The sequence below is a fragment of the Yersinia sp. 2466 StPb PI genome (assembly GCF_041538325.1).
GTDB classification, from domain to species: Bacteria; Pseudomonadota; Gammaproteobacteria; order Enterobacterales; family Enterobacteriaceae; genus Yersinia; species Yersinia enterocolitica_E.
Genome location: NZ_JAULSL010000001.1, coordinates 3,905,378 through 3,926,259, shown reverse-complemented (window position 1 = coordinate 3,926,259; position 20,882 = coordinate 3,905,378). Strand labels below are relative to the sequence as shown.

Here is a 20,882-nt window from a genome sequence, read left to right as displayed (position 1 = left end):
TTTGTAGGATGATTCAAATGGAAGAATTAAACGTAGTTGATGGTATCAATGAAGCGAGTACCTGGTTGGTGAATAACCAAGATTTGCTGATTCAATACGCGGTTAATCTGGTCGCAGCATTACTTATCTTAACCGTCGGTTCAATCATCGCCAAAATTGCGTCACGGATGCTTGGTCGGGTCATGAAGTTACGTGGCATTGATGTCACCGTCGCAGACTTCCTGGCAGCAATGGCGCGTTACAGCATTCTGGCTTTCACTATCGTTGCGGTGCTGGGACGTTTGGGTGTGCAGACTGCATCGGTGATTGCCGTTATCGGTGCCGCGGGTTTAGCTGTTGGTTTGGCGCTACAAGGCTCGCTATCAAACTTTGCCGCCGGAGTGCTGCTGGTGGCCTTCCGTCCATTTAAGGCAGGTGAATATGTCGATCTGGGCGGTGTAGCCGGTACTGTGGTTCAGGTGCAAATTTTCTCAACGACCCTACGGACGGTCGACGACAAAATCATCGTGGTACCCAACGGCAAAATTATTGCTAATAACATCATCAATACCAGCCGTGAACCGAATCGCCGTACCGATATGGTCATCGGTGTTGCCTATGATGCTGATATTGATGTGGTAAAGAAAGTGCTGGGTGACATCATTGCCGCAGATAAACGTATCATGCATGACAAAGGGGTTACCGTACGTTTGAATGAGATGGCTGCCTCTTCCCTTAACTTCACGGTGCGCGTCTGGACTACCAATGGCGACGCGATGGATGTGTATTGGGATCTGATGGAAAACTTCAAGCGTGCGTTGGATGCTAACAAAATTGGCATTCCTTACCCGCAGATGGACGTGCATTTGCATCAGGTAGCAAAAACTGAGGCAGATTAGTCTGCGTACCTGAAGCTGTAGTGTTGTTTACAATTTGGCTATAGCCATGTCAAATCGGGTCGTTATCGGCCCGTTTTTTCCTTTTTCCATCCTTGTTTTCCCTCTTGCTTAGCCATTATTAGTTTTACTTATTATTGATAAGAAATATCAATTTCCTCTGATGCCGCTCTCCCCGTAATATGCTGCTAATTCCTCTCCAATTCTCTCGGCCCGTTTTGAGTATTATTTAAAGGTAACAGTATGTTAGCTGTCTATTTACAGGGCTTCGCCCTCAGTGCTGCGATGATTTTACCCCTCGGGCCACAAAATGCCTTTGTGATGAACCAGGGGATTAAGCGTCAGCACCATTTGATGAGTGCCTCACTTTGTGCGCTGAGTGACATTATCTTGATTTGTGCGGGGATCTTTGGCGGCAGTGCCTTGCTGAGTCGTTCGCCATTGTTACTGGCACTGGTCACATGGGGCGGTGTGGCTTTCCTGCTGTGGTACGGTTGGGGCGCATTGATGGCAGCCTGGCGTGGGGGGGGCTCCTCATCTGCAGCCGCAACCGGCGCGCAAGGGCGTTGGCCAATAGTTATAACCCTACTGGCGGTAACCTGGCTCAATCCGCATGTCTATCTCGATACCTTTGTGGTGCTCGGTAGCCTTGGCAGCCAGTTATTACCCGACTCCCGGCCTTGGTTCGCTTTGGGAGCCGTGAGTGCCTCTATTGCCTGGTTTTTTGCCCTCGCGCTATTGGCTGCGTGGTTATCACCGTGGCTTAACCGCCCAACGTCGCAGCGGGTGATTAATCTGTTGGTCGGAGGGGTAATGTGGTTTATTGCTTTTCAGCTAGCGCAACAAGCACTAAATCTGTGAGTTTTTATCATTAATCCGAATCCCATGATTCATAAGATATGCTACGGTTGATGTGTTAATCCGGTTACCGACAGCAAATTAATCACGCTGCCAATGAGATTCGAGTGAGTGTAATTAACTGCAAATGTATTTGTCGCTGATTGAATTCACTGGTTATCTAGCTGAGGTCGACTGAGTTGTCATAAATAATTTGCCATGTATATCTTAGGAGGCACTGTGAAGTTGAAGACATTGGCTTTGGCCGCAATGATGGGATTAGGGACGTTACCTTTGGCGCTACAAGTTCAGGCAGCCGAAGTGCCAGAAGGGCCGCATGTTGTCACCTCCGGTACCGCCAGTGTTGATGCGACACCGGATATTGCCACTATCGCTATTGAAGTCAGTGTATCTGCCAAAGATGCGGCAGATGCCAAAAAACAGGCGGATACCAGGGTCGCGCAATATTTTGATTTCTTACGTAAAAGTGGCATTGAAAAGAAAGATATCAATGCTGCCAATATTCGTACTCAACCTGAATACGATTACCAGAAAAGCGGTGAAGCGGTCTTGAAGGGATACCGTGCCGTGCGCCAGGTTCAGGTAACATTACGCCAACTGGATAAGTTGAATGAGCTGCTAGATGGTGCGCTGAAGTCTGGTCTAAACGAGATCCGTGCGGTGGAACTCGGGGTAGCAAACCCGGACACATACCGTGAGCAGGCGCGTAAAAAAGCCATTGAAAATGCTATCAGCCAGGCAGGATCATTGGCTGATGGATTCAAAGTTAAACTTGGGCCGGTCTACAGCATTCGTTACCACGTCGCTAACTACCAGCCTATGCCGGTAGCACGCATGTTTAAAAGCGCTGAAGCGGCACCAGCCACCGATGCCGCACAAACTTACGAACAGCAGACCATCCATTTTGATGATCAGGTTGATGTCGTGTTTGAACTCCAAACTGCGACCAGTACCGCTAAATAAATCAATCCTGCCGTAATACCTGACGCCCATAAGACAACAGGGCGTCAGTCACCTTTCTCATGGTTCTGCTTTCCGGTGCAAACCGGTGCCAGAACAGCATTCGTCGTTGCAGTAATCCTGGCGTCAGATTGATTAATTCGCCTGAAGCTAGCTCTTTCTCGATTTGCAGATGCGGGATCATACAACAGGTGGTTCCTTGTCGCGCTAACTGCACAAAAGCTTCGGAAGAGTTAACAATATGGCAGGGCACGCTGCCCGGTGATAAATCAAAGTTCTGCTGTAAAAACGCCTGATGCATATCATCCAGATGGTCAAACGCCACCGCTGGCGCTTTCAACAATGCCGAGCGGGTTACGCCATTAGGGAAATAACGCTCAGCGAAAGGTTTGGAGGCGACAAACAGGTAATCCAGCGCACCGAGTTGATCAACCAGACAACTGGGGAGCGGTTGAGGTTGGATACTGACAGCACCCACAACCTCGCCGCGACGTAACCGTTCCTGAGTTCGAGTCTCATCCTCGACTTGTAAATTCAGCCGGATAGGGGAATCAGCCAGCACCGGTTTCAATGCCGGTAGCAACCAGGTCGCCAAACTGTCGGCGTTCACTGCCAGCGACAATAACAATGGTGTATCTCCGCCATTATCATTGCCCAGCCACTCTTCTTCCAGTAACTCAACCTGATGCAGTAACGCGAGCAGTTTCTGCCCTTGTTCGGTAGGCCGTGGTGGCACGGTGCGCACCAGCAGCGGTTGTCCAAACAGATTCTCCAACTGCTTGATGCGTTGAGATACCGCCGATTGGGTGATGCAAAGTTTTTGTGCAGCGCGTTCAAAACCGCGTTCACGGATCACCGCGTCCAGCGCTTGTAGCGTACGGTAGTCTGGGCGTTTCATCGGAGTCATCTCTCCAAATATTAAGTCGATACAGCACTATGCCACATTTTAGCCAGTTTGTTATGACAGGATGCCAAGGTGTCAGCCACAAATAAACCGGCATAACTGTGATCCGGCTAGAATTAACTACCACGCGAGTTGGCTTTATTCACACAATCACCACTGCGGATGCTCTATAATGACCTCAGGTTTTCTTTCACATCAAGGCGTGAACTTACCATGACTCAGGATGAACTTAAAAAAGCAGTGGGCTGGGCAGCATTAGATTATGTAAAACCTGGTACCATCGTTGGGGTCGGCACTGGCTCGACCGCAGCACATTTTATTGACGCACTTGGCTCCATCAAAGGCCAGATAGAGGGGGCGGTTTCCAGCTCTGATGCCTCTACTGCCAAACTGAAAAGTTACGGCATCCACGTATTCGATTGTAATGAAGTGGATGTATTGGATATCTATGTTGATGGCGCTGATGAAATTAACGACCAGATGCAGATGATCAAAGGCGGTGGTGCTGCGCTGACCCGCGAGAAAATCATTGCTGCTATTGCTCGTCAGTTTATCTGCATCGCGGATGCGTCCAAGCAGGTTGCTATACTGGGTAAGTTCCCGCTGCCGGTTGAAGTTATCCCAATGGCCCGCTCTTATGTGGCTCGTGAACTGGTTAAGCTGGGTGGCTTACCGGAGTATCGTCAGAACGTCCTGACTGATAACGGCAACGTTATTTTGGATGTCCACAATCTGAGTATTTTGGATGCCATTGCGTTAGAAAATAAAATCAATGGTATTGCCGGTGTCGTTACGGTCGGCCTATTTGCTAATCGGGGGGCTGATGTGGCACTGATTGGCACCGCCGACGGCGTTAAGACCATAAAATTAAAGTGATCGGTTAACTCGCTCTCAGGATGAGGTTCGCTACTTCATCCTGAAAGTTTTTTTGCCTTTAAATATCTTTTCTTAAAATCGCTAAATTTGGTGATATATATCACATTTCTTCATTTCGTTTTATTAACCTGCCATTAACCCTCTTCACGCCAGTTTTTTATTCCATAAATTAACATTGACACTGATTGTTATGCTGGCTGGCAGGCAATCGTTTGTATTGCTGCCCGCGTAATATTTGTTATGTTGACAGGGTGCTGACCGGATTCATTCGATAGCGGCAGCCACATCTGAAGTCTGAAAATAGGGTCGGGGACATGGCAAAAGTATCACTGGAGAAAGACAGAATTAAGTTTCTGTTAGTGGAAGGGGTGCACCAGAGCACGGTTGATAATCTGCGTGCTGCCGGATATAGCAATATTGAATATCATAAAGGTGCCTTAGACACCGAATCACTGAAAGCATCGATCAAAGATGCTCACTTCATCGGCATTCGATCGCGTACGCATCTGTCTGAAGAAGTTTTTGCGGCAGCAGAAAAATTAGTCGCGGTAGGTTGTTTCTGTATCGGTACCAATCAGGTTGATTTAAAAGCGGCTACCAAACGCGGTGTGCCGGTATTCAATGCACCTTTCTCCAATACCCGTTCGGTAGCTGAAATGGTACTGGGCGAGTTACTGCTGATGTTCCGAGGCATTCCATCGGCTAACGCCAAAGCTCACCGTGGTGAGTGGAACAAGCTGGCGGTGGGTTCCTATGAAGCCCGTGGCAAGAAGCTGGGCATTATCGGTTATGGTCATATCGGTACCCAACTCGGGATTCTGGCAGAGAGTGTCGGGATGAAAGTATTTTTCTACGATATCGAAAATAAACTGTCGTTAGGGAATGCACAGCAGGTGCGTCACCTGTCTGATCTACTGAATATGAGTGATGTGATTAGCCTGCATGTGCCGGAAAACCACTCCACTAAAAACATGATTGGCCCTGAACAGTTGGCTCTGATGAAGCCGGGTGCGATGCTGATTAACGCCTCACGCGGTACCGTGGTCGATATCCCGGCCTTATGTGATGCGTTGGCCAGCAATCATTTGGCAGGCGCGGCAATCGACGTATTCCCTGAAGAGCCTGCAACTAATAAGGACCCGTTCAATTCACCCTTGTGCGAGTTTGATAATGTGTTGCTAACACCACATATTGGTGGTTCCACTCAGGAAGCGCAGGAAAATATCGGTGATGAAGTGGCAGGTAAGCTGGCGAAGTATTCCGACAACGGCTCAACGCTGTCTGCGGTCAACTTCCCTGAGGTTTCTCTGCCTGCTCACGGCGATAATACCCGCCGTCTGTTGCATATCCATGAGAACCGCCCAGGCATCCTGACCAGCATTAACAAAATCTTTGCCGAACAGAATGTCAACATTGCGGCACAGTATCTGCAAACCAGTGCTGAAATCGGTTATGTCGTCATTGATGTTGAGACTGATGATGCGGAAAATGCAGAAAAAGCATTGCAGGCGATGAAGGCGATCCCGGGAACTATCCGTGCTCGTTTGCTTTACTAATAACTATTTGTATTGAATGACTAAACACCCGCTATCTATAAAATATCGGGTGTTTTTTTATTTTGCAGGATTATCTCTTACCACTGCCACACTTTTGTTGGTGTCACTATCTCTGGCAATGGTACATCCCAAAGCTCACAGGGCAAGTGCTCTACCCATTGGCAATCATGGGCCAGGCCAATAGGATAAGGGCGCCCTTGCTGCCAGTGTTGCAGCGTACGGTCATAAAAGCCACCACCCATACCTAAACGTTGCCCGAGGCTATCAAACGCCACTAACGGGGTTATTACCATATCCAATTGGTTTAGTGGCAGAACTTCTCGCACATCTAATTGTGGTTCAAGGATTTTCAGGCGATTACGGATAAGCGTGCTATCAGGGCGATAACGCAGAAATAATAAATTACCGGGGCTGAAAGGGTGCAAAACCGGCAGATAAACCTGTTTTTGTTGCTGCCATAGCAGCTCAATAATGGGGCGGGTATTGAGTTCACCATCGAAGGAGAGGAACACGGCAATGGTGTTAGCCTGACGGATTCTGTCATGCTCAGCGATATGCTTTGCCGCCAGATGCGCTGACTGATGCTGTTGTTCCGCAGTCAACAGACGCCGACGTTCACGAATCTCACTACGAATCTTTTGTCGCTCAAGGGCATATTGCGCAGTCAAAGGCATATTATTTATTCAAAAATATGTTGTTAATTTAAAGGATAATTTTTTGATTAAAAAGACATTTTATTGATTCGGAAGATATATTGCTGATGCCAGTAGACAGCCAATGTAAAACGAACGTGATAACCCCAAATGCTGGTTAATCGATAAAGAGGGGATCTCCGAGATGCCGCCGCAGGCTGTAACCCTTGAACCCATGGTTCAAGGTGAACGCAGCGTCGCAACCTTAAGGCTTCTCGGCGGACCGAGCATGCGCACCAGTTACGGAGTCACTACATTCTGTTGGTATTAAATATCGGCTCAGGGGACTGGCCCGCTGGCAAACACCTCAGAGAAATTTTTTACTCACTGCTGAATCTATCATTCAACAGAGATTTATTCAAACTGTGCATCCTGACGTTCAGAGATGCGACCTTGTTCAAGCAACGCCTGTTCAATGGTCTGTTGTAACATCCGAATACGTTGCTCCATATTGGATGCATAGTCACGGGTTTTCAACCTTTCCTGAGCTAATTCGTGACAGACATTCAATGCTGCGATAAAAACTAACTGCTCAGTATTTGTGACTCTAGTGCGAACTTTGAGATCTTGCAACCGTTGGTTAAGATCTTCTGCTGCCATGTTCAACGCGTCTTGTTGTTCTGGCGGACAATTGACTCTTAACGAGCGACCAAAAATTTGAATATCTACCGGTTGTGCAGACATGCCACCTTCCTGACTAATTTTCGCGCCAACCTTGTAAACCAGAGGCAAAATGCTCGTAGTTGCAAAGCGGGCGTCACTATATATATCTCGATACCAAGATTCAACCCCTAATACCCGTTGGGTATTAGGGTCTAGCGCGTTGCGTTTTCTGGTATAGCGACCTTTCTTGGTGGTAGCATAACACGAACTTATCCTGCCAACGATGACCAATACGCATGTCTATAGAGAATACATTACCAACTTACCAATCACTTGCCTTGGCGTTAAGCCAGCAAGCGGTAGCATTAACCCCCGCAGAAATGCATGGCCTGATCAGCGGCATGCTCTGTGGTGGCAGTAAAGACAATGGCTGGCGCACGCTGGTACATGACCTGACCAATGAGGGCGTTGCCTTTTCACAAGCGTTGGGATTGCCGTTACAACAGTTACATGAAGCAACACAAGAAGCGCTGGAGAACGAAGGTTTTATGTTCCAGTTGCTTATCCCTGAAGGGGACGATATCTCGGTTTTTGACCGTGCTGACGCATTATCAGGTTGGGTCAACCATTTCCTGTTAGGTTTGGGTATGTTGCAACCGAAATTGGCGCAGGTGAAAGATGAAGTGGGTGAAGCCATTGATGATTTACGTAATATTGCCCAATTAGGCTACGACGAAGATGAAGATCAAGGAGAGCTGGCTCAATCATTAGAAGAAGTTATTGAGTATGTGCGTGTGGCGGCTATTTTGTGCCATATCGAATTTACTCAACAGAAGCCGACTGCACCAGAGATGCGTAAGCCAACACTACATTAAATGATATGGTGTAATATGTTGAATTAAGTCGATTAAATCGGATGTTCCAGGAGGGTGTGATGACTCAGCAAGAATACCAGAACCGCCGTCAGGCGCTGTTGGCGAAGATGGCCCCGGGCAGTGCAGCACTGTTTTTCGCCGCACCGGAGGCTACGCGCAGTGCGGATTCCGAATACCCTTATCGTCAGAATAGCGATTTTAGCTACCTGACGGGGTTCAATGAACCGGAGGCGGTGTTGATTCTGGTAAAAAGCGATGAGACCCATAACCACAGCGTGTTGTTTAACCGGGTGCGGGACTTAACCGCCGAGATCTGGTTTGGCCGCCGTTTAGGGCAAGATGCGGCCCCCCTCAAGTTAGGTGTTGACCGCGCATTATCCTTCGATGAAATCGACGAACAGCTCTATTTGTTGCTCAATCGCCTTGATGTGATTTATCACGCGCAGGGGCAATATGCTTATGCAGATAAAATTGTTTTTGCCGCGCTGGAAAGATTACGTAACGGTTTTCGTAAAAATTTACGTGCACCGGCCACGCTAACTGACTGGCGTCCATGGTTGCATGAAATGCGCCTGTTTAAGTCAGTTGAAGAAATTACTGTGATGCGCCGCGCCGGTGAAATCAGTGCGCTAGCCCATACTCGCGCGATGGAAAAATGTCGCCCAGGTATGTTTGAGTATCAGTTGGAAGGGGAGATTCTGCATGAGTTCACCCGCCATGGCGCGCGTTACCCGGCATATAACACTATCGTTGGCGGTGGTGAGAATGGCTGCATTTTGCATTACACCGAAAATGAGAGTGAATTGCAGGATGGTGAGTTAGTGCTGATTGATGCAGGTTGTGAATACCGTGGCTATGCCGGTGATATCACCCGCACCTTCCCGGTTAACGGCAAATTCACGCCAGCACAACGTGAGATTTATGACATCGTTCTGGCCTCGATTAATAAATCAATAGAATTGTTCCGCCCGGGTACCAGTATCCGCGAAGTCACCGAGGAGGTGGCGCGCATTATGATTACGGGTCTGGTTGGTTTGGGCATTCTAAAAGGTGATATCGAGCAATTGATCGCTGAAAAAGCGCATCGCCCCTTCTTTATGCATGGTTTAAGCCACTGGTTAGGATTGGATGTGCATGATGTCGGTGATTATACCAATAGTGACCGTGGCCGCATTTTGGAACCGGGAATGGTGCTGACCATTGAGCCGGGTCTCTATATCGCCCCAGATGCTGATGTACCGCCAGAATACCGTGGTATTGGTATTCGTATCGAAGATGACATCGTGATTACTGCTGACGGCAATGAAAATCTGACCGCCGGTGTGGTGAAAGATCCCGATGCCATTGAAGTCCTGATGGCGGCAGCGAGATAACTGATGAGCGTAATCATTGTTGGTGGTGGTATGGCCGGAGCAACTCTGGCGCTGGCTATTTCATCCCTCACCAAAGGGCGGGTACCGGTTGCTTTGGTTGAAGCACAACTTCCTGATAGCAGGCAGCATCCGGGTTTTGATGCCAGAGCGATTGCCTTGGCACAAGGCACCTGCCAACAACTGGAGCGCATTGGTATCTGGGCGCATCTGGTTGATTGTGCCACCGCCATTGAACATGTTCATGTTAGTGATAGCGGTCATTCGGGTTTTGTTAACTTACGCGCCGCTGATTATGGTGTTGCGGCACTGGGTAATGTTATTGAGCTACATGATGCCGGTAAAAGGCTGTTTGCCTTATTGCAGAAAGCGCCGGGAGTGACGCTGCATTGCCCGGCTAAAGTGGTAGATGTGGTTCGTACTGTTGCATCAGCCGGTGTGACGCTGGATAACGGCCAACAACTGAGTGCAAAGCTGCTAGTGGCAGCCGACGGATCTCATTCGGCACTGGCGCGGGCTTGTAATATTCAGTGGCAGCAGCAGGACTATCAACAGATCGCCGTGATTGCCAATATTACGACTTCCGAACTACCGGCAGGTCGGGCTTTTGAGCGTTTTACCCGCAATGGGCCGCTGGCATTATTACCGATGTCTGAAGGGCGTAGCTCGCTGGTCTGGTGTCACGCTAAACACGAAAAGCAGCAGGTCGATAGTTGGGATGACGCCCGTTTTGTGGCGCAATTGCAGCAAGCTTTTGGTTGGCGGTTGGGTAAAATTCTCCATGCGGGTAAGCGCTACAGCTACCCGCTGCAATTATTGACGGCTTCGCGCCATATCAGTCACCGTCTGGCGTTAGTGGGTAATGCGGCGCAAACACTGCATCCCATTGCCGGGCAGGGTTTCAATCTAGGGCTGCGTGATGTGATGTCGCTGGCTGAAACTATCGCGCAGGCGGAGGGCGACCCCGGTGAGTATGCGGTTCTCAGCCAATATCAGCAGCGGCGACAAGGGGATCAACAGGCGACTATTGGTGTCACTGATGGTTTAATTCGTCTGTTTGCCAATCGCTATGGGCCACTGGTGGTTGGGCGTAACCTTGCTCTGATGTCAATGGAGCTGATGCCTGCAATACGTGATACTTTCGCCCGGCAGACATTGGGATGGGTAGAGCGTTAGTATTTAATGGGAATATATTGGCATGCAATCATATGACGTGGTAATCGCCGGTGGCGGAATGGTCGGTCTGGCGCTGGCCTGTGGCTTACAGGGCAGTGGCTTGCGCATCGCTATTCTGGAGCATCAGCCCGCACCAGAACCTCTCACTGCACCGCTGACTGATGAGTTGGCGCTACGTGTCTCGGCGATCAATGCTGCCAGTGAGCGCTTATTGAAAAAAATAGGGGTATGGGACAGCATTTTGGCGCTACGGGCCAGCCCCTATGGCGGCATGGAAGTGTGGGACCAAGACAGTTTTGGCAAAATAGCGTTTCATGCTGATGAATATGGCTTCAGCCATCTCGGTCATATCATTGAGAACCGAGTGATTCAGCAGGCGCTATGGCAGCGTGCCAGCCAATTAGCTGAGGTTACGCTGTTGGCACCGGCCAGCCTCAAACAGGTGGCATGGGGTGAAAGCGAAGCTTTTATCACGCTAACTGATGACCGTATGCTCAGTGCGCGGCTGGTGGTTGGGGCCGATGGCGCTAACTCATGGTTGCGCCAGCATGCGGATATCCCGCTGACTTTTTGGGACTATGCCCACCATGCGCTGGTAGCGACCATCCGCACGGAAGAAGCACATCAGGCAACGGCGCGTCAGGTATTTCATGGTGATGGTATTCTGGCTTTCCTGCCGTTTAGCTCCCCACACTTGAGTTCGATAGTCTGGTCACTTCCTCCTGAGCGTGCTGCCGAGTTAGCTGCGCTACCTGCCGAGCAATTCAACCGCGAACTGGGCATGGCGTTTGATATGCGTTTGGGGCAATGCCGGCTTGAGAGTGAGCGCCAGACCTTCCCGCTGATGGGGCGCTATGCACGTAGCTTCGCGGCACACCGGTTGGCGCTGGTGGGGGATGCTGCCCATACTGTGCATCCGTTGGCCGGGCAGGGCGTCAATCTGGGCTTTATGGATGCCGCTGAGTTAGTCTCTGAGCTGCGCCGTTTACAGCGCCAAGGCAAAGATATCGGTCAGCATCTCTATCTGCGGCGTTATGAACGTCGCCGCAAGCACAGTGCTGCGGTGATGCTTGCCAGTATGCAGGGTTTCCGCTCCCTGTTTGCGGGCAGTAACCCTGCCAAAAAGCTCCTGCGTGATATTGGCTTAACGCTGGCTGATAACTTGCCGGGGATAAAACCACCGTTAGTGCGGCAGGCCATGGGATTACATGATTTACCCGATTGGCTAGATGAGTAGTCTTGTGAGTCACTAAACCTCCCTCAGTTGAAATAATCTAATTTCAGCCCTATTTTCGCATTAGTTTTTCTCACTGATAACCAAAGCCTGAAAAGTTGAAACTGACAGGGTTTTGGTTATTTGGTTATATAACATCGCAATTTTTACTGATTAATTGTTAATAATGTGCCTCTGTGCGCATTTTTTCAGTGGAAAACTCTGCACAATACCCCTGCCTTTTGTCCTCTTAGGGCGTGCTATTGCCTATTTTAGCTTATGGTTACCTGATGAGTTCGGTGATAACGTTGGGCAAAAGGTATCGTTTGCGTAACGGTATTCATGCCTGTTTATTAGGGGGGTGAAGCCGGTATAAAACACTCATGACATGTTATAGCCAAAGCAATTGGAGTTGTAGGTAGGCGGCAAGCGAATGAATTCCCGATGAGCTTACACCAGTAAGTGATTCGGGTGAATGAACGTAGCCAACGCCCCTACGGCTTCAAGTGCGAAGGGTATATTGAGGGAGAGTAGATGGCTAAGCAGACCCCGCTGTATGATCAGCACGTAGCGTGCGGTGCGCGCATGGTAGATTTTCATGGCTGGATGATGCCATTGCATTATGGTTCCCAAATCGACGAGCACCATATCGTGCGTCAAGATGCCGGTATGTTCGATGTCTCTCATATGACTATCGTTGATCTGCACGGTGCCCGTACCCGTGAGTTCCTGCGTTACCTGTTAGCCAACGACGTTGCCAAACTAACCCAACCGGGCAAAGCCCTTTACACCGGGATGCTGAATGCGTCCGGCGGTGTTATCGATGACTTGATTGTCTATTTCCTGCAAGAAGACTATTTCCGCTTAGTGGTTAACTCCGCTACCCGTGACAAAGATCTGGCCTGGATAATCCAGCATGCTGAACCTTACCAGGTTGAAGTGACGGTGCGTGACGATCTTGCCCTGGTGGCGGTACAAGGCCCAACGGCTCAACAGAAAGTGGCTACTTTACTGACTCCTGAGCAGCAGCAGGCGATCGCGGGCATGAAACCATTCTTTGGTATTCAAACGGGTGATTTCTTTATCGCGACTACCGGTTATACCGGTGAATCAGGGTATGAAATCGCACTGCCAAAAGAGCAAGTTGTTGAATTTTGGCAGCAATTGCTCGCCGCTGGGGTGAAGCCTGCGGGTCTTGGTGCGCGTGATACTTTGCGTCTGGAAGCGGGTATGAACCTTTACGGTCAGGAAATGGATGAAGGTGTTTCTCCGTTAGCCGCCAATATGGGCTGGACGGTAGCCTGGTTGCCAGAAGACCGTCAGTTTATCGGCCGCGAAGCACTGGAAAAGCAACGTGCGGACGGAACTGAGCAACTGGTCGGCTTGATCATGACCGAAAAAGGCGTATTACGTAATGAGTTGCCCGTGCATTTTTCTGATGCGCTGGGTAACTCACATGTCGGTGTGATAACCAGTGGTTCATTCTCGCCTACATTGGGTTTCAGCATTGCGCTGGCCCGTGTGCCTGCGGGAATTGGTGAGAGTGCGGTGGTTCAAATCCGCAACCGTGAAATGCCAGTGCGGGTCACAAAACCCGGTTTTGTGCGGGCGGGTAAGCCGGTCGCGCTGTAAGTCTTCCGAATTATAAGAGCCTAAACTTTTGGCTCTATCTCTTTTTAAGGAGCAGCAATGAGCAATGTACCAGCAGAGTTAAAATATGCGTCATCTCATGAGTGGGTTCGTGCCGATGGCGATGGCATCTATAGCATCGGTATCACTGAGCATGCGCAAGAGCTACTGGGCGACATGGTGTTTGTTGATTTGCCTGAAGTGGGCAGTGAAGTTTCAGCTGGTAGTGATTGTGCTGTTGCTGAATCAGTTAAAGCGGCTTCCGACATTTATGCCCCGATCAGCGGCGAAATTGTTGCGGTTAATACTGAGCTGGAAAGCTCACCAGAACTGGTCAACAGCGCACCTTATACCGATGGTTGGCTGTTCAGCATCAAAGCCTCTGATGAAGGTGAGCTGGCAGGTTTGTTAGATGCCGAGGCGTATTTGGCGACCATTGAAGAATAAATGAAAAAAAGCCTGAGGTGAGTGAAGTGCAATGAGCTAAGGGTTGACCACGTCTACGGGCGTTCCGGTGGCTTACGCCACTACGACCCGAACGACGTGTTTCCCCTTAGTTCGGCTTTGTGAGTATCTCTAAAACCTCTCCAAGGCGCGGTTAATCTCAAATATCTCCCGTCCCATGCCCTATTCAGGAATGTGTAGCAAATGACTCAGAATCTCAGCCAGCTTGAACATAACGATGCTTTTATTCAGCGCCATATCGGCTCCTCTGCTGAACAACAGCAACAGATGTTGGCCGCCATTGGTGCCAACTCGTTAAGTACATTGATCCAGCAGATTGTTCCGGCAGATATCCAATTGCCAAGCCCACCACAAGTGGGTGATGCCGCCACTGAACACCAGGCGCTGGCGGAACTTAAAGGGATTGCCAGCCAGAATCAGCGCTATAAATCCTACATCGGCATGGGCTACAGCCCGGTACTGACCCCGCCGGTTATCCTGCGTAATATGCTGGAGAACCCAGGCTGGTACACCGCTTACACACCTTATCAGCCCGAAGTTTCTCAGGGCCGCCTTGAAGCGCTGTTGAATTTCCAGCAATTGACACAAGACCTGACGGGGTTGGATCTGGCTTCTGCCTCTTTGCTGGATGAGGCTACTGCTGCGGCAGAATCGATGGCATTAGCCAAGCGAGCCAGTAAGCTGAAGGACGCTAATCGCTTCTTTGTGGCTGATGATGTTCATCCACAAACGCTGGATGTGGTGCGAACTCGCGCTGAAACTTTTGGTTTTGAAGTGATTGTCGACCGCGCTGAAAAAGTGCTGGAGCTGGATGGTGTTTTTGGTGTGTTGCTGCAACAAGTAGGCACCACTGGTGAACTGCATGACTACAGCGCGCTGCTGTCTGAACTGAAAAAACGTAAAATCATTACCAGCGTGGCTGCCGATATTATGGCGCTGGTGCTGTTGACTGCGCCGGGGACACAAGGTGCCGATGTGGTATTTGGCTCCGCTCAGCGCTTTGGTGTGCCGATGGGGTATGGCGGCCCACATGCTGCATTCTTTGCCTGCCGTGACGAATTTAAACGCTCGATGCCGGGCCGCATTATTGGGGTATCACGCGACGCTGCCGGTAATACTGCGTTGCGTATGGCGATGCAGACCCGTGAGCAACATATTCGCCGCGAGAAAGCTAACTCCAACATCTGTACCTCACAGGTGCTACTGGCCAATATTGCCAGCCTGTATGCGGTTTATCATGGCCCGCAGGGCTTGCAGCGTATCGCTGGCCGTATTCACCGGATGACCGATATCCTGGCTGCGGGTTTGCAACAAGTAGGCCTGAGTCTCCGTTTCCAGCACTGGTTCGATACCCTGACAGTTGAAGTCAAAGACAAAGCTACGGTATTGGCTCGTGCATTGAGTTTTGGTATTAACCTGCGTACTGACATTCATGGCGCTGTGGGTATCACGCTGGATGAAACCACCTCCCGCGAAGATATTCAGGCCCTTTTTGCCCTGTTAGCCGGTGATAGCCACGGCCTGGATATTGACCAGCTTGACGCAAAAGTCAGCCAGAGCAGCCAGTCGATACAGGCTACGATGCTGCGCCAAGAGCCGATTCTGACCCATCCGGTATTCAATCGTTACCACAGCGAAACCGAAATGATGCGTTATATGCATCGTTTAGAGCGCAAAGATTTGGCACTGAATCAGGCGATGATCCCGTTGGGTTCTTGTACCATGAAGTTGAACGCTGCCGCCGAGATGATCCCGATTACCTGGCCGGAATTCGCTGAGTTACACCCATTCTGCCCGCCGGAGCAAGCGGCCGGTTATCAGCAGATGATTGGTCAACTGTCACAATGGTTGGTGCAACTGACGGGTTATGACGCAGTGTGTATGCAACCAAACTCAGGTGCGCAGGGAGAGTATGCCGGTTTGCTGGCTATCCGCCGTTACCACGAAAGTGGCAATCAGGCGAGTCGCCATATCTGCTTAATACCAAGCTCAGCCCACGGCACTAACCCCGCGTCAGCACAAATGGCCGGTATGTCGGTGGTGGTGGTAGCCTGTGATAAGCAAGGCAATATCGATTTACATGACTTGCGCCAAAAGGCAGAAGACGCGGGTGATGAGTTGTCTTGCATTATGGTGACCTACCCGTCAACCCACGGCGTGTATGAAGAAACCATCCGTGAAGTTTGCCAAATCGTTCATCAGTTTGGCGGGCAAGTTTATCTGGATGGCGCGAACATGAATGCGCAGGTTGGCATCACTACGCCGGGTTATATCGGGGCTGATGTATCGCATCTTAACTTGCACAAAACTTTCTGTATCCCACATGGCGGTGGCGGACCAGGCATGGGGCCAATTGGCGTCAAAGCCCATTTGGCACCTTTTGTGCCCGGTCACAGTGTGGTGCAAATCGACGGTATGACCACTCAGCAAGGTGCCGTTTCAGCCGCGCCATTTGGTAGTGCATCAATTTTACCTATCAGTTGGATGTATATTCGCATGATGGGCGCTGATGGCTTGAAGCAAGCCAGTCAGGTGGCTATTTTGAATGCCAACTACATCGCTACCCGCCTGAAAGCCGCCTATCCGGTGTTGTATACCGGTCACGATGGCCGTGTGGCACATGAGTGTATTCTGGATATTCGTCCGCTAAAAGAGGCGACCGGTATCAGTGAAATGGATATCGCTAAACGCCTGATCGATTTCGGTTTTCACGCGCCGACCATGTCGTTCCCGGTTGCCGGAACACTGATGGTGGAGCCGACAGAATCAGAAAGCAAAGTGGAACTGGACCGCTTTATCGATGCGATGTTAGCGATTCGTAGCGAGATTGACAAAGTGGCCCAAGGCGAATGGCCGCTGGAAGACAACCCGCTGGTGAATGCGCCTCATACTCAGGCGGAGCTGGTGGGGGACTGGCAGCACCCTTACAGCCGTGAGCTGGCTGTGTTCCCGGTTGCAGGTGTGATGGAGAACAAATACTGGCCAGCGGTGAAACGTTTGGATGATGTGTACGGCGACCGTAATCTGTTCTGCTCATGTGTCCCAATTGCTGATTATGAGTAATTTAAAATAGAGATAAGTTGTGCATGAATCTGAGGGTCGCGTATGCGGCCCTTTTGCTATGTTGATTATCTCGCCAGTATTGGCATGCTAGTTTGGCAACTCTTTATCGCAGCATAGGGAACCGGGATATGAATAAGAAAGTTGCATTAGTGACGGGCGGCAGCCGGGGAATTGGTCGTGCGACCGCATTGCTGTTGGCAAAACATGGTTATCGGGTGGCGGTCAATTATATCAATGACCAGCAGGCCGCGCGGCAGGTGGTGGCGGAGATAGCGGCTGCGGGAGGGTTGGCGATTGCGTTACAGGCGGATATTGCTGATGAATCACAGGTTGTGGCGCTGTTTGAACAACTTGAGGCGCAACTGGGGCCAATCAGTGCATTAGTGAATAATGCCGGTATTCTGTTCCCACAAACCAGTATTGAAGGCTTGACCGCCGAACGTATTAACCGAGTGCTAACGACCAATGTGACAGGGTATTTCTTATGCAGTCGCGAGGCGGTTAAACGCATGGCTATGCGCCATGGTGGCCATGGTGGGGCAATTGTTAATGTTTCTTCTGCCGCGTCCCGCCTTGGTGCGCCGGGGGAATATTTGGATTATGCGGCCTCCAAAGGGGCTATTGATACACTGACCATCGGTTTGTCGCTGGAGGTGGCGGCTGAGGGGATTAGGGTTAACGGGGTACGGCCAGGTGTTATCTATACCGATATCCATGCCAGTGGTGGTGAACCCGGGCGGGTTGACCGGATCCAAAGCTTGTTACCCATGAAACGGGGTGGTCACCCACATGAAGTTGCTGAGGCGATTGTTTGGTTGCTGTCAGACTGTGCCTCTTATGTCACCGGCAGTGTATTGGACCTGGCGGGCGGAAAATAAAACAGATGCGGTTTGCCAGTCGATTGACATAGCTGGCCTAACCGCATGTACTTCAACATGATTATTTCAGCCAGCCCTTTTGCTGCGCAGCCTGTAACTGGGGCAGTAAATATTGCCAGATCTGAGGATAGCGCTCAGCGACTCGTTGGTTGCGATCCAGCACTTGTTGCAAACGGATACCATTTTCTATCCAGCTTTGCCCTTCGGTATGCAGGTTAATCAGCATTGGCAAAATGCGGTCCAGCACGGTCGCAAAGCACGCATCGGCGGTTTCTTCTGCTTCATATTCGTCCCACAGCGCGGTAAATTGCGCGTTTAAAGCGGGAGGGAGCATACCGAATAACCGTTTAGCCGCGGCCACTTCTTGTTCATGAATGGCGGCTCTGGCGGCCAAATCATAAACGATGACATCACCGGCATCGATTTCAACAATATCGTGCAGCAGTGCCATTTGAATTACGCGGTTGATATCAACATCCGGGCCTGCATAGGGGGCCAGACTCATTGCCGCCACCGCAAAATGCCAACTGTGCTCAGCGGAGTTTTCCTGCCGTAAGCTGGCAATCACTTTGGTGCGGCGCTGTATATCTTTTAGCTTATCAACTTCCATCAGAAACTGGACAGTCTCGGTCAGGGGGCCAAAATCCAGAACTGGCAGTGTTAATGACATAACAAACAACCCTCAAATCAGATAAAGGTAGACCGGTAATACGTTACCTGATTATCTGCAATTACTCTGTTCTTTTTGCTTCATCTGGCGATAGACATGGCGAGTTACATGTATTGACAGAATATTTAAGCTTACACGTGTACACTGGAATCATTCTCAGTTAACCTGAGTGCAGTATATTTGCGCAATTGGCTACCTACCGTGCCGCTCATCGGGATTGATTACCTTGCAGCTTGACTGCAACGCCAATGTCTTTGGGTATACAACAGCTAATATTCAGGATAATAAGTATTGAATAATAAATCAGTTACACCCTCTGCTACAGTTACACCACCTACTTCTGCGGCCCCCTCGATATTGTCACCGGCCACAACGACCCCAGCCTATCCATGGGCAGAAGAGATAGCTAATAGCATTAGCCATGGTATTGGTGTGGTGTTTGGAATTATCGGGCTGGTGTTGCTTTTGGTGCAGGCAGTAGACAGTGGTGCTGATACCAAAGCGCTAACCAGCTATAGCTTGTATGGCGGCAGTATTATTTTGCTTTTTCTGGCATCAACACTGTATCACGCCGTGCCACACCGTAAGGCGAAGCTCTGGCTACAGAAGTTTGACCACTGTGCCATTTATATTTTGATTGCCGGCACTTATACCCCCTTTCTGCTGGTGGGATTGGATTCGCCACTGGCCAGAGGGTTAATGGCGGTCATTTGGGGGCTGGCGCTGTTCGGTGTGATATTTAAGCTGGCTTTTGCTCATCGATTTGAGGTGTTGTCGCTCGTGACTTACCTAACGATGGGCTGGTTATCACTGATTGTGATTTATCAGCTGGCGGTGAAACTTGAAATTGGCGGGTTGGCATTACTGACTATTGGCGGCTTGCTTTACACTTTAGGGGTGGTTTTCTACGCCTCTAAGCGTATCCGTTTCGGTCATGCTATCTGGCATGGTTTTGTGTTGGGTGGCAGTGTCTGCCACTTTATGGCGATCTATTTGTACGTTTGATGCTGTAGCCACATGCATAAATTGAGGCCGGATAACCGGCCTCTGGTTCGAGTAAGACTACTTCTCATCACTCAGTGAGTAGGGCAACGGCTGAATAGTCAGCACACTGCCAACATCATCGCGCACTCGTAGCACACTGTCTGCCGCCAGATCGTTGTTCAACACCGCCTGCACCCACACAGTGCCATCACTGAGTTGAATTGCGGCTAACACGGAACCGGTACGACGCCAGTTCTCACCTAATTGCCACTCTAAATCTTCACCGGCTGCCGGTACACGGCTGGCAGCACCCGCTAACCAGTACAGCGCGCGTTTGTTGGCTCCGCGGTATTTGGCTCTGGCCACCATCTCCTGCCCGGTGTAACAACCTTTACTGAAGCTAATGCCATTCAACGCCTGAATATTGGTGGCTTGAGGAATAAACTGCGCGCTGCTGTCAGTATCAATAATTGGCAAGCCTGCTTCAATATCCAGCGCCAGCCACTGTTTACTGTTGTTAAACTGCGCGCGGTCGGCCAGTGTTTCTACTAGTTGCTGGGCTTGCGCGGCATCAGTTACCAGCAAAAAACGCTCGGCGGGGAGTGAGAAATGCAACAGTGTGTTATTACCTTGCTGGGTCACCGGATGCTCGGCACTCGGTAATTCGGCAAAAACCTCAGCCAGCGCAGTTTTCGCCTCTGCCCCTGCAATGCCTAACAGAACGGCGTCAGGCTGTGCAGCAATAGCCACTTTAGAGAACACGGCATATTTCTTGAGTTCGCTTAACTGGTTATCCAGCAGGCTGCGGCGCTCAATAAATGCCAACCCCTCGCCACGATAAAATAGCCGCAGGTTGCTCCACATTTTCCCTTTAGCATCACAATGGGCGCACAGGATATGCTGGTCGGTGGACAGAGCATCGATATCCGCAGTAACTTGCCCTTGCAGATATTTCACTCGGTCAGCGCCAGTTAAGGTAATGAGCGCCCAGTCATCGAGCGAGATGAGTGTTAATGGCAGCCCGGAAGAGGCGACCGGTGGTTGTGCAGAGAACGGAGTGTTATGTGCCATGCTTACCTGCAAATGAAAAGTATCTGCCAATGAATAGCACCTGCCAAGGCGGTGCCGTGAGCTTATGTCCCAATGGTAAAATAGCGGAGTAGCTTTGCAAGCAGTTATTCCACGGATTGGTCATTATTATCCAATATCTAAATTAACCGACATCTGAGGTACAA

The 20,882-nt window shown here is 50.1% G+C and carries 19 protein-coding genes and 1 other RNA gene; 14 read left to right on the top strand and 6 right to left on the bottom strand.

Features of this window, described 5'->3' with window-relative positions; all coding sequences use genetic code 11:
• Positions 1 to 17: 17 nt before the first annotated feature.
• From mscS to Q2T72_RS17885, 3 genes are all read left to right on the top strand, one after another.
• Complete coding sequence (gene mscS / locus Q2T72_RS17895) at positions 18 to 878, top strand: small-conductance mechanosensitive channel MscS (protein WP_083162727.1); 861 nt, start codon at positions 18 to 20, stop codon at positions 876 to 878.
• Between the two features lie 240 nt (positions 879 to 1,118).
• Positions 1,119 to 1,736: an arginine exporter ArgO gene (argO, locus tag Q2T72_RS17890; RefSeq protein ID WP_372569594.1), complete on the top strand. Its 618-nt coding sequence runs from the start codon at positions 1,119 to 1,121 to the stop codon at positions 1,734 to 1,736.
• A gap of 216 nt (positions 1,737 to 1,952) precedes the next feature.
• Positions 1,953 to 2,696 (top strand): oxidative stress defense protein, encoded by a 744-nt coding sequence (locus Q2T72_RS17885; RefSeq protein WP_083162731.1) that lies wholly within the window; start codon positions 1,953 to 1,955, stop codon positions 2,694 to 2,696.
• Position 2,697: 1 nt separating this feature from the next.
• On the opposite strand, the gene Q2T72_RS17880 is transcribed toward Q2T72_RS17885, so the two are convergent.
• On the bottom strand, positions 2,698 to 3,591 hold the full coding sequence (locus tag Q2T72_RS17880) for a LysR family transcriptional regulator ArgP (RefSeq protein ID WP_005163344.1): 894 nt from the start codon (positions 3,589 to 3,591) through the stop codon (positions 2,698 to 2,700).
• Between the two features lie 219 nt (positions 3,592 to 3,810).
• Between Q2T72_RS17880 and rpiA the strand changes: the two genes are divergently transcribed.
• The gene (gene rpiA / locus Q2T72_RS17875) at positions 3,811 to 4,473 is read left to right on the top strand and encodes a ribose-5-phosphate isomerase RpiA (RefSeq protein WP_083162733.1); all 663 of its coding nucleotides are present in this window, start codon (positions 3,811 to 3,813) and stop codon (positions 4,471 to 4,473) included.
• A 314-nt stretch (positions 4,474 to 4,787) separates the two neighbouring features.
• Entirely contained in the window at positions 4,788 to 6,029 is a 1,242-nt protein-coding gene (serA, locus tag Q2T72_RS17870; protein WP_083162735.1) for a phosphoglycerate dehydrogenase, read from the top strand.
• A 77-nt stretch (positions 6,030 to 6,106) separates the two neighbouring features.
• Here the strand turns inward: serA and Q2T72_RS17865 are convergent, their stop codons facing one another.
• From Q2T72_RS17865 to zapA, 3 genes are all read right to left on the bottom strand, one after another.
• The gene (locus Q2T72_RS17865) at positions 6,107 to 6,703 is read right to left on the bottom strand and encodes a 5-formyltetrahydrofolate cyclo-ligase (RefSeq protein ID WP_372560647.1); all 597 of its coding nucleotides are present in this window, start codon (positions 6,701 to 6,703) and stop codon (positions 6,107 to 6,109) included.
• Between the two features lie 151 nt (positions 6,704 to 6,854).
• Positions 6,855 to 7,038: non-coding RNA, 6S RNA (gene ssrS / locus Q2T72_RS17860), on the bottom strand.
• A gap of 37 nt (positions 7,039 to 7,075) precedes the next feature.
• Positions 7,076 to 7,405: a cell division protein ZapA gene (zapA, locus tag Q2T72_RS17855; protein ID WP_004706812.1), complete on the bottom strand. Its 330-nt coding sequence runs from the start codon at positions 7,403 to 7,405 to the stop codon at positions 7,076 to 7,078.
• A 215-nt stretch (positions 7,406 to 7,620) separates the two neighbouring features.
• On the opposite strand from zapA, the gene Q2T72_RS17850 reads away from it, so the two are divergent.
• From Q2T72_RS17850 to Q2T72_RS17815, 8 genes are all read left to right on the top strand, one after another.
• On the top strand, positions 7,621 to 8,199 hold the full coding sequence (locus Q2T72_RS17850) for a YecA family protein (RefSeq protein ID WP_372569593.1): 579 nt from the start codon (positions 7,621 to 7,623) through the stop codon (positions 8,197 to 8,199).
• A 59-nt stretch (positions 8,200 to 8,258) separates the two neighbouring features.
• Positions 8,259 to 9,572, top strand: a complete 1,314-nt coding sequence (gene pepP, locus Q2T72_RS17845) for a Xaa-Pro aminopeptidase (protein ID WP_372569592.1) — start codon at positions 8,259 to 8,261, stop codon at positions 9,570 to 9,572.
• A 3-nt stretch (positions 9,573 to 9,575) separates the two neighbouring features.
• Entirely contained in the window at positions 9,576 to 10,745 is a 1,170-nt protein-coding gene (ubiH, locus tag Q2T72_RS17840) for a 2-octaprenyl-6-methoxyphenyl hydroxylase (protein ID WP_083162743.1), read from the top strand.
• Between the two features lie 22 nt (positions 10,746 to 10,767).
• The gene (gene ubiI, locus Q2T72_RS17835; protein WP_372569591.1) at positions 10,768 to 11,982 is read left to right on the top strand and encodes an FAD-dependent 2-octaprenylphenol hydroxylase; all 1,215 of its coding nucleotides are present in this window, start codon (positions 10,768 to 10,770) and stop codon (positions 11,980 to 11,982) included.
• 510 nt (positions 11,983 to 12,492) lie between these two features.
• The gene (gene gcvT / locus Q2T72_RS17830) at positions 12,493 to 13,590 is read left to right on the top strand and encodes a glycine cleavage system aminomethyltransferase GcvT (RefSeq protein WP_083162747.1); all 1,098 of its coding nucleotides are present in this window, start codon (positions 12,493 to 12,495) and stop codon (positions 13,588 to 13,590) included.
• A gap of 57 nt (positions 13,591 to 13,647) precedes the next feature.
• Positions 13,648 to 14,034 carry a glycine cleavage system protein GcvH gene (gcvH, locus tag Q2T72_RS17825; RefSeq protein ID WP_005193111.1) on the top strand — a complete coding sequence of 129 codons (387 nt, stop codon included), beginning with the start codon at positions 13,648 to 13,650 and terminating at the stop codon, positions 14,032 to 14,034.
• Between the two features lie 201 nt (positions 14,035 to 14,235).
• On the top strand, positions 14,236 to 17,115 hold the full coding sequence (gene gcvP / locus Q2T72_RS17820) for an aminomethyl-transferring glycine dehydrogenase (protein WP_372569590.1): 2,880 nt from the start codon (positions 14,236 to 14,238) through the stop codon (positions 17,113 to 17,115).
• Between the two features lie 128 nt (positions 17,116 to 17,243).
• A complete protein-coding gene (locus Q2T72_RS17815; protein ID WP_083162751.1) occupies positions 17,244 to 17,993 on the top strand; it encodes an SDR family oxidoreductase in 750 nt (249 codons plus the stop codon).
• 61 nt (positions 17,994 to 18,054) lie between these two features.
• Here Q2T72_RS17815 and Q2T72_RS17810 read toward each other — a convergent pair whose 3' ends face one another.
• Positions 18,055 to 18,663 (bottom strand): HD family hydrolase, encoded by a 609-nt coding sequence (locus tag Q2T72_RS17810; RefSeq protein WP_083162753.1) that lies wholly within the window; start codon positions 18,661 to 18,663, stop codon positions 18,055 to 18,057.
• A gap of 291 nt (positions 18,664 to 18,954) precedes the next feature.
• Here Q2T72_RS17810 and Q2T72_RS17805 point away from each other — a divergent pair, with 291 nt between their 5' ends.
• On the top strand, positions 18,955 to 19,668 hold the full coding sequence (locus tag Q2T72_RS17805; protein WP_372569589.1) for a hemolysin III family protein: 714 nt from the start codon (positions 18,955 to 18,957) through the stop codon (positions 19,666 to 19,668).
• Positions 19,669 to 19,725: 57 nt separating this feature from the next.
• Here the strand turns inward: Q2T72_RS17805 and ygfZ are convergent, their stop codons facing one another.
• Positions 19,726 to 20,718 carry a tRNA-modifying protein YgfZ gene (gene ygfZ, locus Q2T72_RS17800; protein WP_083164102.1) on the bottom strand — a complete coding sequence of 331 codons (993 nt, stop codon included), beginning with the start codon at positions 20,716 to 20,718 and terminating at the stop codon, positions 19,726 to 19,728.
• Positions 20,719 to 20,882 lie beyond the last annotated feature (164 nt).

Bases quoted from the DNA above. Each gene is read 5' to 3' on its own strand.
- gcvP (WP_372569590.1), top strand. From the start codon at position 14,236: ATGACTCAGAATCTCAGCCAGCTTGAACATAACGATGCTTTTATTCAG.
- gcvH (WP_005193111.1), top strand. From the start codon at position 13,648: ATGAGCAATGTACCAGCAGAGTTAAAATATGCGTCATCTCATGAGTGG.
- Q2T72_RS17850 (WP_372569593.1), top strand. From the start codon at position 7,621: ATGTCTATAGAGAATACATTACCAACTTACCAATCACTTGCCTTGGCG.
- Q2T72_RS17810 (WP_083162753.1), bottom strand. From the start codon at position 18,663: ATGTCATTAACACTGCCAGTTCTGGATTTTGGCCCCCTGACCGAGACT.
- zapA (WP_004706812.1), bottom strand. From the start codon at position 7,405: ATGTCTGCACAACCGGTAGATATTCAAATTTTTGGTCGCTCGTTAAGA.
- ubiH (WP_083162743.1), top strand. From the start codon at position 9,576: ATGAGCGTAATCATTGTTGGTGGTGGTATGGCCGGAGCAACTCTGGCG.
- Q2T72_RS17815 (WP_083162751.1), top strand. From the start codon at position 17,244: ATGAATAAGAAAGTTGCATTAGTGACGGGCGGCAGCCGGGGAATTGGT.
- pepP (WP_372569592.1), top strand. From the start codon at position 8,259: ATGACTCAGCAAGAATACCAGAACCGCCGTCAGGCGCTGTTGGCGAAG.
- serA (WP_083162735.1), top strand. From the start codon at position 4,788: ATGGCAAAAGTATCACTGGAGAAAGACAGAATTAAGTTTCTGTTAGTG.
- mscS (WP_083162727.1), top strand. From the start codon at position 18: ATGGAAGAATTAAACGTAGTTGATGGTATCAATGAAGCGAGTACCTGG.
- ygfZ (WP_083164102.1), bottom strand. From the start codon at position 20,718: ATGGCACATAACACTCCGTTCTCTGCACAACCACCGGTCGCCTCTTCC.
- gcvT (WP_083162747.1), top strand. From the start codon at position 12,493: ATGGCTAAGCAGACCCCGCTGTATGATCAGCACGTAGCGTGCGGTGCG.
- Q2T72_RS17880 (WP_005163344.1), bottom strand. From the start codon at position 3,591: ATGAAACGCCCAGACTACCGTACGCTACAAGCGCTGGACGCGGTGATC.
- rpiA (WP_083162733.1), top strand. From the start codon at position 3,811: ATGACTCAGGATGAACTTAAAAAAGCAGTGGGCTGGGCAGCATTAGAT.
- Q2T72_RS17865 (WP_372560647.1), bottom strand. From the start codon at position 6,703: ATGCCTTTGACTGCGCAATATGCCCTTGAGCGACAAAAGATTCGTAGT.
- ubiI (WP_372569591.1), top strand. From the start codon at position 10,768: ATGCAATCATATGACGTGGTAATCGCCGGTGGCGGAATGGTCGGTCTG.
- argO (WP_372569594.1), top strand. From the start codon at position 1,119: ATGTTAGCTGTCTATTTACAGGGCTTCGCCCTCAGTGCTGCGATGATT.